The following is a 13,701-nucleotide window of genomic DNA, read 5'->3' on the forward strand; positions in this document are numbered from 1 at the left end:
TTCTTGTTTTGTCGCGCCGTCCTGCCTTTCATACCACAAGGATACCATATGCTTCAGATTGAAAACCTGCATGTCAGTATCGGTGACAGGGAAGTCTTGAAAGGGATCAACCTGAACATCGACGAAGGAGAGACGTTCATTCTCTTCGGTCCCAACGGTTCCGGAAAAACCACCCTGCTCATGACGCTCATGGGTTTTGGCGGCTACACCGTGACCGCGGGCAAGATTGTCTTCAAGGGTGTCGATATCACCGCAATGCCCACCTACGAACGGGCCCGGCTTGGCATCGGCATGTCCTTCCAGCGGCCGCCGACCATTCATGGGCTCAAAACCCGCCATCTTGTCTCCATGTGCGCCCGTGGCCGTGAGATTGACGTGGACGGCATGGCCAAGACCGTCAATTTTCAGGACTTTCTGAATCGTGACATCAATTCGGGCTTTTCCGGAGGCGAGATCAAGCGCTCCGAGCTTTTGCAGCTCATGGCCCAGAATCCGGACCTCATCCTCTTCGATGAGCCGGAATCGGGCGTTGATCTGGAGAACATGGTCCTGATCGGCAACACGGCCCGCGCCCTGCTCGACGGCGCGGCGGCTCCGTCGCCCGAAACGTGCATGCGCGACCTGCGTCGCCGCAACAAGACCTCGGGCCTCATCATCACCCACACCGGCTATATCCTCGACTACGTCAACGCCGACCGTGGCCAGGTCATGTACAACGGTGTGTTGTGCTGCGACACGCGGCCGACCAGACCCCGCGACATTCTTGATCACATCAGCAAGTACGGCTACAAGGAGTGCATCAGATGTCTGAACTAAGCCCAACCCTGGTCGATCTGAACTCCTATTCCTTCACCGGTCGCCAGAGCCCCGAGCTGCCCGATTTTTCCTCCCTGTCCGAAGAGAGCAAGCATGAGCTGCGCATGGTCGGGGTGGACGTCGACGCCACCGGCGAACGTGCGGGCACGTTTGTGCAATTTGACCACTCCACCGTGCATTGCAAGAGCTCGGGCAAGGGTGTGGAGGTGCTGGGCATTCGTCAGGCGCTCAAGAAATACGACGGCCTGCCCGAATATTTCTGGAAGGCCATGGACCCGGAAAAGGACGATTTCACCCGCACGGCGGCCAAGGAAGAGCTGCACGGCGGCTATTTCATCCGCACCGAGAAAGGGGTCAAGGTCGCCGAGCCGGTCCAGACCTGCCTGTTCATAAAAGGCCAGAACGTGGGCCAGAACGTGCACAACATCGTGGTCGTGGAGGAGGACTCCGAGGTTCACATCATCACCGGTTGCGCCACTTCCCACGACGTGACTTCGGCTCTGCATCTGGGCATCTCCGAATTCTACATCAAGAAGGGCGGCAAGCTGACTTTCACCATGGTTCACAACTGGGGCGAGGACGTCATGGTCCGGCCGCGCACGGTGGGCATAGTGGAGGAGAACGGGGTTCTTCAGAACAACTACGTCCTTCTGAAAAAGGTCAAGTCCGTGCAGTCCTATCCGACGATATATCTGAACGGCGACGGAGCCGTGGCCCGCTTCAATTCCGTCATCGTCACGCCCACCGGTTCCCATGTGGACACGGGCAACCGCATCGTGCTCAACGCCCCGAACACGCGCGGCGAGATCATTTCGCGCACCATCACTACCGGCGGGACCATCGTCGCGCGCGGCGAGATCATCGGCAATGCGGTTCCGGCGCGCGGACATCTGGAGTGCAAGGGCCTGATCCTCGGCGGCGGACTGATCCACGCCATCCCCGAGTTGCAGGGCTGCGTGACCGGTGTGGAGCTGTCTCATGAGGCGGCCGTGGGCAAGATCGCCCAGGAGGAGATCGAGTATCTCATGGCGCGCGGCCTGGACGAGGACGAAGCCACCTCGACCATCGTGCGCGGCTTTCTGAACGTGGAGATAATGGGGCTGCCCCAGGAACTGCGCGAGTCCATCGACCGGACCATCGCCGAACTGGACGCCAGCGACGCCATGTAATCGTCTTTATTCATTCGCAATGGCCCGGCTTGACCGGGCTTTTGCATTTCTGGAGGATGCCATGCCCGGATACAAGGGACATCTGGTCGGCGGGGTGCTGACGGGAGGCGCGGTGCTGGGGGGATTGTTCTGGACCGGGACGTATGTCCCGGAAATGCCGCAGTTGGCCGTGCTCGGCGCGCTGGTGCTGCTGGGGAGCCTCTTTCCGGACGTCGACACGGACTCCAAGGGCCAGCACATCTTTTATCTGACTCTGGCCGTGCTCGATTTCGCCCTCATCGTGCAGGGCTATTACAAGTGGGCGGCGGTGCTGGGGTTTGCGGCCATGTTCCCGGCCATCGGCCCGCATCGCGGCTGGACCCACACCTGGTGGGCCATGCTCGCCGTACCCCTGCCCCTGGTGCTGCTTCCGGTCTGGCTGTACGGCGCAACACCCAAGGCCATGGCGCCTTTTTACGGGGCGGCCGTGCTGGGGTATTTTTCGCACCTGATGATAGACAGGAAGTGGAGTTGAAGAGGCGGGAGCCTGCGCCCTCGGGTGCCCTTGAACAATTCAACCATCCGGGCGGGCGCAAGCCTTTGCAACCTGTGCAGGAAAAACGTTCGCGGGATTGAGTCGCCGAATCCGCCTCGACGTCATTCCCGCGAAGGCGGGAATCCAGGGTGCTTCAGCTCTCCATGTCCGCTCAGATCCGGATCTCTGATTCTCTTCAGCGCAGCCTGCGGCTGCTCCCCATCTTTTCCACCTCCCGCAGGTATTCATCCGACCTGTCCAGGTAGAAGGCCAGGGCCCGGGAAAAGTTCTTGCCTACCAGACCGTCCACGAACATCTGGCTGATCTCGCGGTAGCGTTTGAGAACGTACTGGGAGCGCAGAAAGATGAGCCATTCCTCCTTGCTCATGTCCTGGGATATGAATTCCAGGGCTTTGGAGGCGCGGGGTTGGTAGAGCCAGAAATACATCAGGTCCAGGGCGTTGACGATGAGCACCTTTTCCAGGTCGCGGGCTTCGTAGGAAATCGTTTCCATGAACATTTTGGGCGACTGGAGCATGTCCAGCACGTCTTCTTCCGGGAAAAGGACATCCAGGCGGGCAAAGGCGTCAAACATGGCGATGAGTTTGGCACGGTAGTCGGCCAGGCGCACCCTTACATTGTTGTGACGGTCGCCCAGCCCTTCGATAACCGCCGCCACGCAGTCCGAGGCGAATTTGGAGATGATGGCGGCCCATTTCTGCAGAGCCTGCTCCACCCCGGTCATTCCGGCCAGGTGCATGCTGCCGGCTATGCCGCTGTTGAAGAGAACGGCCAGGGGGATGGACAGGATGCTGCGGAAGAAGTTGGCCAGGACCACGGCACGCGGCAGGCCGCGAAAGGTGTTGTGGCTGGAGATGTAGATGCCGTTGGCCAGGGCCATGGACGCGAAAAGCAGGACCGGCTCCGTGGCCGTGGTGATGCCCAGGCCACGATCCAGGATAATGGTCTTGACCAGGAGGTCCAGCAGGGGGACGGAGAAGCCTGTGTACAGCAGATCGTCGGCAACGCGGCTCCAGCTGATCAGGGAATTCCACTGCAAAAGAGGTGAGCGCGTCAAGCCGCCCCCGCCGAGCACTGCCTGCAGGATGTTGCGCACTCCGGTGATGGCGAACCAGATCAGTCCTCCGAAATAGGCCAGGACCCACCAGTCCTTGGTCAGGGCAAAGGTCAGGAAGGCCGGAATGAATCCGACCAGTATCTTGAGGACGTTTTTCAGCCCCGTGTTCAGGTACTTCAAGGAAAGATGGTTATCGCCGGCCGCACCACTTTTTTTGGTGATGCGTAGCCCGTTGTCGTGCTCAAGCTGCACGCCGCCCAAGGTGACGATATTGCCACGGCGTTTGGGATGGATGTCGATGCTGTCGAGAAACCATTCCTGCTCCCGGCAGCATCCGGCCAGTTCCATTCCTGGGATCTTTCGCGCCAGCCTCAAAAGGAAAGTATCTTCATTTTTTGCGTGACAGCGGGTGCGGAAATGGACCGTCATCCTGGCGGTGACCGGAAGCTGCTTGCGCTGCCTTTGAGACTGGTTCAGCGCGATTTTCTGGGCTCGCTTGGGCAGAGTTTCAAGCACCACCACGCCCATCCCGTATTGGTGCCTGGACTGGCCCGTGGAGCCGCTTCCGATGCGCGAGCCGAGGGGCCGCTTCTTGTAGTACTTATGGAATGCTTCGATGTTGAAAAGAATGTCGAGGAGTTTGTTTTTGCGCGCCTCCATGAGCAGTAGTTCGCGTTCAAGCTCGGTCGCGTGTGAAAGGGCATTCTTGTTTCGCGAATGGGCCACTGTGTTTTCCAGGGCCAGGCGGTCTTCCTCGAAGGACCATATCACGGCACGGATGGCCCGCTTCAAGGCGATGACGTTGTCCTCGTTCAGGGCTTTTTGCAGCTCAGCGATCTGGGCGCAGGTTCGCTCCGGACTGATGGCGTCCACGGCATCGCCGGGACAGACCAGTTGCGAGGACACGGGCATCGACCATTTGCCCCTGGATGCGTCTTTGAGATTGTAGAGTTCGATGTTGCTGATATGTCCCTGGCAATCATACAGGATTTCCAGGGCATCGGCCGTGGAGAGATTGCTCAGGTTCAGCGTGAAATGTGACGATGAGTGAAATTTGGCCAGTCTCGGCAACAGTTCCCCGACCTTGAGGCGCAGCAGGGGTGGAACCTCGGGAGTGTCCTGGGGAATGGTCGGGTCGTGCAGTTCCGGGTTGCGGCATGGTTGCAGGTAGCGGTTGATGAGCAGTTCCGAGTCGATGGAGTTCAGGGCGTCGAGGCGTTCAATCAATTCCTTGCGCCTTTTTGGCGTGGCGGTTTCGTACTCCTGGGCCATGACCTGCGCGATCTGCTTGAGCTTTGGCTGCATGCCGCTCTGGATGTATTTGGCCAGGTGCAGGAGGGACGGCTGGCCCGTGCCCACGAAGGTGGCGAAGGCCTTTTCGTCGAGCAGGTCGAGTTCCAGTCCGTACTCCTGGGCCAATTCTCCGCGGTGGATGCGGTTGTATGCCTGCAACGCCTCGAATACGTATTTCTGCTGGTAGGCGGAAACCATCCGCCCTTCCTTCATGAAGGCCTTGACCGGCTGTTCCTCCAGAAAGGCGCGGAAGGACTTGGGGTCGGTGTAGCTCTGGGGTTCCCAGATCACGCGTACGTACTTGCCCCGAAAACGCGAGGACACATCGATGCCGATGCGAATGTGCATGCCCAGTATGCAGCCCGCTTCCAGAAGTTCCTCGGCCACCTCGGCGTCCACATAGTTGTAATAGACAACGGTCAAAAAGCGCACGCCCTTGATCCATGCGTCCATGACAAGATGGGTCGGGGATTTGCGGCCCTTGGTGTTGGCGTCGTGGACATGGTGGTCGAAGGCGAGCTGATTCCACTCCTCGGGCATTTCCAGAAGGTGGTATTTGTCGAGTTCGGCCCGGACCACGCGGGGCTTGCCGGAGGAAGCCATGCGGAAGTCGTGGGCGAGGCGCAGCTGGGTTTCCTCGTCTTCCCGGTGGCGTATGAGCTCCTTCATGATCTGCAGGAGCACCCGCGACGTGTTTTTCTGCAGGTAGGCGTTGCCCGCGAGAAGCACCTCGTCCTTGAGCGCGCGCAATGCGTTGAGGCGGTCGGAGGACATGCCCACTTCCAGGGAGCCGAGGAGGCTCGCGATGGCATAGGCGATGCGCAGTACCCGTGGCGCGGCCATTTCCTTGATGCCGTGCGGATGCATGCACGAATCGAGCAGGGAACGGATATTGGTGTTTTGCGCCGTGCGGTCCAAAACATCGTTGACGATGCGCAGCAGCGTATAGTCGTTGGAATCGAAGAAGAGCCGGGAATGCGCCACGTCTGGTCCTGTTGTAGACGAGCCTGGCCTAAGCCGGTTCGTTGTTCGTGGGGGAGGAGGCCTTGCGGCTGTCGTTGACGCACTTCTTGCGGTACGCGTCCTCAAGCTTGTAGAGCAGGTCTTCCAAATCGGCTGGCTTCATCAGGTAGTCGAAGGCGCCACGATTCATCCCTTCCATGGCCGCGTCGATGCTGGCATGGCCGGTAAGCATGATCACTTCGGTACTGGGCCAGTTGGCCTTGATTCTTCTCAGGACCTCCAGTCCGTCCATGCCCGGCATCTTCACGTCCAGGACAACCACGTCCCGGGGTTCCTCGGCCAGCATGGCCAGCGCCTGCTCTCCCCGCGACGCGCCCTGGGCCTTCAGGCCCCGCTTGGCCAGCCTTTTTATGATAGTGCGCAGGAAGTCTTCCTCGTCATCCACAAGCAATACAGAAAATTCTTCCATTTGGGCTCCTTGAAGTCTTTCGAACAGGCACCGACATCACGTAATTGCCTATAGGCATACATAGCCCGAGATGCGGCCGGGAGGCAACGCCCTTGTTGGTCCTTTGTCGCCGATAATACGGACTTTTACGTACGACACCCGAGATGCGTTTTGCTAGTTTGTCCGTTTAGGAGGAACAGCGTACGCGCATTCAAGGCCCCATCCCCCCACTTCCCTGGCAACTTGGCGTAATGGGCTATCTCGGCGGTATTCTGGTCTGGGCCCACGCCCTCCCCGTCGTGATCGCCTGCATGTTGACCGCGCTGGCATTTGCCCGTCGCGGCCGCACCATTGCGCTCATGGTGTCGTGTTTCGGGCTCGGGCTGCTCGCGGGGATGCCAGGGGTGGAGGATGATCAGATGGCGCTCTTGAATGGTCAGTTTCGAATGCAGGGAGTAGTGGATGCGGTGCGCACGCATCCGGGGCGCAGGATCAGTGTTCTGGTCCGCGATGTGGTGGAGCTGGACACAAACGCGACCCTGCCAGGCAGGCTGCTCTGGAGCTGGACGGATCCGCCCTTCATTCCGCAGGCTGGCCTGAAATTCACGGCCGATCTGCGCATCCGCGAACTGCGCTCAAGGGCCAATTTTGGTCTTTCATCGAGTGAGGCATACTGGAAGCGAAAGGGCGTTCGGCACCGCGCGTACTCACGAGGAGCCGCCCACGTAACCTGGGAAGAAGGACGGATCAGCCCTCGGGCCTGGCTGTTGAATCTGGCCAGTCCGCTGATGCCTGATACCCAGGGCGGGGCGGCGGTCCGGGCTCTGCTTTTCGGGGACAGGTTTTTGCTTGAGGCAGACTTCATGGACCGCATCCGCAGGGCCGGGCTGTCCCACAGCCTGGCTCTGTCGGGGCTGCATCTGGCGCTGGTCGCGAGCTTTGGCCTGGGCGCGGCCTCGGTCTTGAGCCGGGTCTGTCCCTGGCTGCTTCTGATCCTGCCGCGCCGGAAACTGGCCGTCCTTTCGGCTTTTCCTCTTGTCGCCGCCTATCTGTGGCTCGGCGATTTTTCTCCGTCGCTTCTGCGCGCCTTTGTCATGCTTACCGCCGTGTCCCTGCATCTATTTATTGGCTCACGGTCGCATCCGCAGGATGCTCTTTTTGCGGCCATGGCCGTGCTGATCATGGCTGATCCCGCCTCGGCCCACGATCTGAGCCTGCAGCTTTCCGTGCTGGCCGTCGGAGGCCTCGTTCTGTTCATGCCAATCGCTGCGGCCCTGATCGCTCCCTTGCGAGATCGCGGCGCCCTCTGGCGGCCCATTCATGGGCTGCTGACGCTTCTGGCGGTGACATGCTGCGCCAACCTGTTCATCCTGCCGGCGCAGGTCCTGTATTTTTCCGAGGTCACCGCGCACCTGTGGCTCAATCTTTTGTGGCTGCCGGTGCTCAGCCTGGCGGTGCTGCCCCTGGCCTTTCTGGGGCTTGCGGCGTCGCCGTGCTGCCCGCTCCTGGCCAAAGGATGTTTCTTCGCTGCCGCCTGGGGTGTGGACGTTCTGGATCGCTTTCTGGTGCTGCTCGATGGGGCGGGTTTTCTTGCCGTAACGCCCGTGCTGCGGCCTTCAGGGGTGCAGGTGGTCGGGTACGGGGTCGTGCTGGTGGCGGGAAGCGTGCTCCTGAGTCCCGCCCGGCCCAGGGCAAGGGCGCTTGCATTTCTGGGGCTGGGGCTGACTTTGTTGGCCGTTCCGCCATTGTGGCAGGAGGGCAGGCAGTGGCGCGACGAGGTTGAATTGACGGTCCTGGACACGGGGATGAGTCAGGCGATCATGGTGCGTGGCAGTACCGGCCGGACGGTGCTCGTGGATGGCGGGGGAGGCTGGAGCGCCGATTATGATCCGGGGCGGGCCGTGGTTGGCCCGGCCTTGAGCTGGCAGCATCCTCCCCGAGTTGACAGGGTGCTGTTGTCCCACGTTCACGCCGATCATCTGCGGGGTCTTTTTTACATTCTGGATGCTTTTGAGGTGGCCTGGTTCGGGTGGTCCGGACTTGTGGACCAGTCGAATGATTCGCGGCGGCTGGTGGAGAGGCTGGCGCAAAACTCCTGGCCGGCGCACCGGTTGCGCGCCGGAGACAAGGTGGTCATCGAGCCCGGTCTTCATCTGGAGGTGCTTTATCCTGCACCCGCCGAGACGGGCATTTCCGACAACGACACGTCGCTGGCGCTGCGCCTGGTGCGGAATGGGCGCGGCTTGGCCCTCTTGCCCGCCGATCTGGAAAAAAGCGCTTTGGAGCGGCTTATGAGGCAGGGAAGTGCGTTGACGGCCGAAGTGCTGGTGCTTCCTCATCATGGCTCCAAATCGAGCCTGCACCCCCGCTTCCTGGGCAAGGCCGGAGCGGCATGGGCCGTGGCGGCCTGCGGGCCGGGCAACCGGTTCGGTTTTCCTCATCCTTCCGTGGTGCTGGCCTGCAAGCGGGCGAGGCTTGAGGTCCTGACCACCGCCGAACATGGCGCGCTCAAATTTTGCTGGCGCGGAGAGAAGGCGGCGCGGGTCGAAAGCGCGCGCTTCGGAGCGCTTTGCAGGGATTGATCCGATTGTGCCTCGCGGGTCTTTCCTGTATGGGCGTGGCGGTACGGACAACCCAGAAGGAGAACCAGATGACAACCATCATGCCCGGTGACAAGAACCTGCGCAACGCCATCGCCTGGATCGAGGAGCATCGCCGCGAAGACCCGGATTTGAAGAAGCTCATGGCCCAGGCGGCCATGCGGTTCGACCTGACCCCGCCGGAAGAGCTGGCTCTGGCGAGATTCTACCGCGAGGAGGCCGTGTCCCGGTGATTCGAGTGCCTCTTCTGCAACGGGAGCTTTTCAAGGAGATGGGGATAATCGCCTCCATTTGCCTTGGCGGCTTTTTGTGTCTCATCCTGCTTGGCCGCCTCCTGCAATTGCGGGATCTGTTCATGGCCCAGGGCGTGACTTTTTTCGACCTGGTCAAGCTCTTTACCTATCTGAGCCCTTTTTTCCTGATCATGCTCATACCGGTGTCGTGCATGCTTGGACTTTTTTTGACTTTCCTGCGTATGGGCGCCGACCGGGAACTCATTTCCCTGCGCGCCGGGGGAGTCAGCATCTGGCCTCTCTTGCCCGCGCCCATGCTCCTGTGCCTGCTGTGTTCCGCGCTGACGGTATGGATTTCCCTCTCGGGCATATCCTGGGGCATGGACAATTTCCGGCAGACGGTGGTGGAATTGGCCCGCCACAAGACTTCCGTCAACGTACAACCCGGAGTCTTCAACACCTCCTTTCCCGGCCTGACCGTGTATGCCCGCCAGGCGGACCCGGGCAGCGGCGCGTTGCTGGACGTTTTCGTTCTCGACAGTTCAAGATCCAAGGCCCGTGCGACCATTGTCGCCCCTGTCGGCCAGATTGATTCCGACCCGGATCTTGGCCAGGTTTTCGTGCGCCTTAAGGACGGGCATGTCTACCGCGAGGAGGGTGGTGAGCTGAGCGTCATAAGCTTTGAAAGCTACATCCTTTCCCTGGACATGACACGCTTGCTGGGCGGTTTCGAGTTGAGTGACAAGGCCCCCAAGGAGATGTCCTGGAAGGATCTTCAAGCGTTGAAGGGCGACGGATTCAAGGACAGGAGCGAAAATTTTCAGCGCCGGGTGGAGATAGAACTGCACAAACGCTTTTCCTTGCCCGCGGCCTGCATCGTGCTTGGATTTTTCGCCCTGCCGCTGGCCTTTTTCTTTCAGGGCACGAAGCGCCAGTTCGGGCTGATCGTTTGCCTTGGCGCATTTTTCCTCTACTACGTGCTTTTGTCCGGGGGCATGTCCCTGGCTGAAAGCGGGGTGTTGACACCGGCGTTGGCCCTGTGGCTGCCCAACTTCATTTTCCTGCTGGCCGCGGCGGTGGGCATGTGGCTGGTCGCGACGGAGAAGGAGGTCAATTTCCGGATGCTGCGGTTCTGGGTACTCAGAACCCTGGGCCTGAAGGGGGCAGACGCATGAAGCTGCTGACACGTTACATCCTGCGGCAAAATCTTTTTCTTCTTCTGCTGGTTTGCGGCATCGGCCTTGGGATCTATGTCTTCATCGATCTTTTCGACAGGCTCGATGACTTTCTGGAGGCGGGGGTAGGTCTGTCTTCCGTTGGGGCCTATTTTCTCTACCGCACGCCCTTTATCCTGGCCCAGATCTTTCCTGCGGTTTTCCTGATCGCGCTCATGGTGCAGATGGGGCTCATGCTGCGCAGCCGCGAGCTTCTGGCCCTGGAAGCATGTTCCGTGTCACCGGGGGCTGTGGCCAAATCCGTGATCTGGTACGCCCTTGCCCTCTGCGTGGCGCAGCTTCTTTTTTCCGAGGCGTTGGGCGTGAGCGGTCACAGGGCGGCGGATCGGATCTGGAACGAGGAGGTGCGCAACCGTCAGATTGAAAAACGGCAGCTGGCCGACATCTGGTTTCGCGAGGGCAATCGCATCGTGCACATGGGCGAAGTGACTCCGGCCGCTGGTCAGGGTTCAAGACTGACGGTGCATGTCCTGGAAGATGACGACGCCGGGAGCATAAAAGAGATCCTGCGTGCCCGGACATTCAAGTCGACTGCCGCCGGCTGGCTTCTGACGGATGTGACGCGCACGTTCCCTGCGTCCTTCGAGGTGCTCGAAGCGGCGCAAATGGAGCTTGACCTGCGTACCGATCTGGGCAGCTTTCTGATCGTCGATCCCAAGACCCGGCTTGAGTCGTTGCCGCTCTGGCAACTGGGAGCCGAAATACAGCGGCTGCAAGATTCCGGTTCGAACATCGAGCGTTTGCAGACCGCCTGGCACATGAAGCTGGCCTATGCGGGCTCGGTCCTGGTCATGGCGCTCATCGCCCTGGCCGTGGTGTCTCTTTTCGGGTCGCTTTTCGTCATCATCCCCATTGGGCTGGTGGCCACATTCTGCTATTACGGATTGTTCGTGCTGTGCGCCTCGGCCGGGGAAAAGGGCCTTGTGCCGCCGATGCTGGCAGCCTGGGCGGCCAATGTTTTCTTCACGGCCGTCGCAGGCGGATGGATGCTGCGCGGCCGGTCCTTTCATCTGGGTTGATTGCCGACAGGGGGCTGGGATGGTCTGGTGGATTACGATTGGCGGATTTTTGCTCGGATGTCTGGTTGCCTATGCCCTGGTTCAGGGAAGCTCGGATGATGACGATGACTCACAGCCCTGAGGCAGGGTCTTTTCGACGGGCTCCAGGTACCTGGTGAGAATCCGCAGGATTTCAGGATAGAAATCGTCAGAAAAGCTCAGCCCCAGGATATTTTCCTTGGCCAGCAGGCGGGCGCGGGTCGAGCCGAAGACCGTGGAGAAGATGACGCTGGCGGCCAGATTGGGCTCCAGATCCGCGCGGATGGAGCCGTCGGCGATGCCCTTGCGCAGGCACTCAAGCATCTTTTCGACTACCTTGGAGCAGACATTCAGGATTTCGGAGTTGTCCGCGTCGACGGTGTTGGCCAGAAACGGGGAGCAGCGCAGCAGGGTCAGGAAGCCTGAGTCGGGCTCCGTGGACGCCTTCAGGATGCATTTGGCGAAATTTAGCACGCCGCTCAGTCCGTCGGATGCATAGTACTGGCTCTCGTCGATCTTGAGCAGCAGGTTCGAGAGGATGTCAATCTCCACCAACTGGAACAGATTCTCCTTGCTTCCGTAGTGATGGGCGATGAGCCCGTCGGCGATACTCGCCTCCTGGGCGATGCGCTTGTAGGTGGTTTCCGCGTACCCCAGTTCCCCAAAAAGCCGTTTGGCCGTCTTCAGAATGCGTTCTTTGTTGCCTATGGCCACTTGCCTTCTCCCCTTGTTTTTTTTCTGACTTGTACCCAGCCCCCATTGACCAGTCCACCATTTTTCCGTCCAAATCCTGCTTGTCCGTTCAATAAAGCTGATTGCCTGAAAATGAGGATGAGTACGGGCAATGCTCTTTAATGGCGGTGCGTTGCAAAACTCTTGACGCAGAAACCTTCTTCATTTAGCGCTCTAGCAAAAATATATTGAGCGCGCACTTAAGGTGCTTCGCTTGTGGCGAAAACAGTGCAACTAAGGGGAGGATGGATGCAAACTTTGAAATCGTGGGTCATTGCTTGGAGTCTGGTGCTGTTAACCGCGCAATTCGGCTTTGCGGCCGGGTTCGGCATTTATGAATGGAGCGCTCGCGGCAACGCCCTGGGCGGGGCCACGGTGGGCCGTGCTGACGATCCATCCGCCCTTGCCACAAACCCGGCAGGCATAACCCAGCTTGATGGCTTGCAGGTTCTGGGCGGGTTCACGGCAATTCATCCGGTGCTTGACCTCAAGACTGACGGCAAGTGGTATTCCTCGGACAAGGATTCCCTCTGGATTCCGCCGCATTTTTTCGCCACCTGGAAGGTTAACGACCGCTACTCCATAGGCCTTGGAACGTTCTCCCGCTTCGGCCTGGGCTCCGTTTTTGATGAAGATTGGGGCGGCCGTTACAATTCCTACGAAGCCATTATCGAATCCATGTCCATCAATCCCAACGTGGCTGTAAAGGTTACAGACAAGCTTTCCGCTGCGTTTGGTGTCGAAGCGATGTATTTAAATTTTTCTAAAAAACAAAAATTCAGCCTTGCTCCATATTCTTCAAACCCAGATGGAGATTTAAAGCTTGAAGCCGATGGTTGGGGTTACGGATTCAATATGGCTTTGCATTATCAGCCATGTGATTATGCTAAGATTGGTCTTTCTTACAGAAGTCCTGTGACGATGAAAGTTAATGGAGATGCAGAATTCTCTACTCCTGACTGGATTTATGCATATCCTGGAGTTCCTGGAGTAGCTTTTACAGATACATCTGCAAGTGGAACTGTAACATTGCCTGACTCTTTTTCTTTTGGCGTCGCAATATATCCCCTGGAAAGGCTTAGTGTCGAAGTTGGAGCAGTATATACATTGTGGAGCAAGTATGACGAACTGAAGATCAATTATGGAGATGCGGTTGTTCTCAAGCCAGGCGTTGGCCTTGTTGATCAGACAGTTCAGGAGAAAAATTGGGATGACGTATGGCGCTTCAACATCGGTGTTGAATACGCCGCTCTGGATTGGCTCGATCTGCGCGTAGGATACGTCTATGACCAGTCTCCTCTTCAGGACGACACCATCGACTACATGGTCCCGGCCAATGACCGTCACTTGTTGAACGGTGGTCTTGGTTTTCATTGGGACAGCTGGGTTGTGGACGTGAACTACACTTACCTTATGATCATGGATCGCGACATTGACGCCAGGGCAGCGGATTATGTGCGTGAAGGTGAAATCGACAACGCCGATGCGCATATGGTCGGCCTGTCCATTGGTTACAAGTTCTAGCTCTTATCCAGGAATCAGACACTTGAAGTCAAAAAAAACGCCCCGCATCGCGGGGCGTT

At 59.0% G+C, this 13,701-nt stretch carries 11 protein-coding genes; 8 read left to right on the forward strand and 3 right to left on the reverse strand.

The window, feature by feature from the left end; all coding sequences use genetic code 11:
* Nucleotides 1–48: 48 nt before the first annotated feature.
* The 3 genes from H4684_RS12340 to H4684_RS12350 all read left to right on the forward strand — a co-directional run bounded on the left by H4684_RS12340 (nucleotide 49) and on the right by H4684_RS12350 (nucleotide 2,499).
* Nucleotides 49–816 (forward strand): ABC transporter ATP-binding protein, encoded by a 768-nt coding sequence (locus H4684_RS12340; RefSeq protein ID WP_092191009.1) that lies wholly within the window; start codon nucleotides 49–51, stop codon nucleotides 814–816.
* Nucleotides 804–1,985, forward strand: coding sequence for a SufB/SufD family protein (locus tag H4684_RS12345; RefSeq protein WP_192623965.1), 1,182 nt, complete (start codon nucleotides 804–806; stop codon nucleotides 1,983–1,985). Before H4684_RS12340 ends, H4684_RS12345 begins: the two co-directional genes overlap by 13 nt.
* Nucleotides 1,986–2,046: 61 nt before the next feature.
* Nucleotides 2,047–2,499, forward strand: a complete 453-nt coding sequence (locus H4684_RS12350) for a metal-dependent hydrolase (protein WP_092191011.1) — start codon at nucleotides 2,047–2,049, stop codon at nucleotides 2,497–2,499.
* A gap of 196 nt (nucleotides 2,500–2,695) precedes the next feature.
* On the opposite strand, the gene H4684_RS12355 is transcribed toward H4684_RS12350, so the two are convergent.
* On the reverse strand, nucleotides 2,696–5,854 hold the full coding sequence (locus tag H4684_RS12355) for a hypothetical protein (RefSeq protein WP_192623966.1): 3,159 nt from the start codon (nucleotides 5,852–5,854) through the stop codon (nucleotides 2,696–2,698).
* A 28-nt stretch (nucleotides 5,855–5,882) separates the two neighbouring features.
* On the reverse strand, nucleotides 5,883–6,302 hold the full coding sequence (locus tag H4684_RS12360; RefSeq protein WP_092191015.1) for a response regulator: 420 nt from the start codon (nucleotides 6,300–6,302) through the stop codon (nucleotides 5,883–5,885).
* Nucleotides 6,303–6,532: 230 nt separating this feature from the next.
* On the opposite strand from H4684_RS12360, the gene H4684_RS12365 reads away from it, so the two are divergent.
* The 4 genes from H4684_RS12365 to H4684_RS12380 all read left to right on the forward strand — a co-directional run bounded on the left by H4684_RS12365 (nucleotide 6,533) and on the right by H4684_RS12380 (nucleotide 11,368).
* Nucleotides 6,533–8,863, forward strand: a complete 2,331-nt coding sequence (locus H4684_RS12365; protein ID WP_192623967.1) for a DNA internalization-related competence protein ComEC/Rec2 — start codon at nucleotides 6,533–6,535, stop codon at nucleotides 8,861–8,863.
* 68 nt (nucleotides 8,864–8,931) lie between these two features.
* Nucleotides 8,932–9,114 (forward strand): hypothetical protein, encoded by a 183-nt coding sequence (locus H4684_RS12370; RefSeq protein WP_092191019.1) that lies wholly within the window; start codon nucleotides 8,932–8,934, stop codon nucleotides 9,112–9,114.
* 5 nt (nucleotides 9,115–9,119) lie between these two features.
* A complete protein-coding gene (lptF, locus tag H4684_RS12375; RefSeq protein WP_318779639.1) occupies nucleotides 9,120–10,289 on the forward strand; it encodes an LPS export ABC transporter permease LptF in 1,170 nt (389 codons plus the stop codon).
* Nucleotides 10,286–11,368: an LptF/LptG family permease gene (locus H4684_RS12380; RefSeq protein WP_092191023.1), complete on the forward strand. Its 1,083-nt coding sequence runs from the start codon at nucleotides 10,286–10,288 to the stop codon at nucleotides 11,366–11,368. The genes lptF and H4684_RS12380 overlap by 4 nt, the downstream gene beginning before the upstream one ends.
* An 81-nt stretch (nucleotides 11,369–11,449) precedes the next feature.
* Here H4684_RS12380 and H4684_RS12385 read toward each other — a convergent pair whose 3' ends face one another.
* A complete protein-coding gene (locus H4684_RS12385; protein WP_161949084.1) occupies nucleotides 11,450–12,100 on the reverse strand; it encodes a TetR/AcrR family transcriptional regulator in 651 nt (216 codons plus the stop codon).
* Nucleotides 12,101–12,367: 267 nt separating this feature from the next.
* On the opposite strand from H4684_RS12385, the gene H4684_RS12390 reads away from it, so the two are divergent.
* Nucleotides 12,368–13,642, forward strand: coding sequence for an OmpP1/FadL family transporter (locus H4684_RS12390; protein ID WP_192623969.1), 1,275 nt, complete (start codon nucleotides 12,368–12,370; stop codon nucleotides 13,640–13,642).
* Nucleotides 13,643–13,701: the final 59 nt, after the last annotated feature.

It is taken from the genome of Desulfomicrobium macestii, from assembly GCF_014873765.1.
GTDB lineage: Bacteria > Desulfobacterota > Desulfovibrionia > Desulfovibrionales > Desulfomicrobiaceae > Desulfomicrobium > Desulfomicrobium macestii.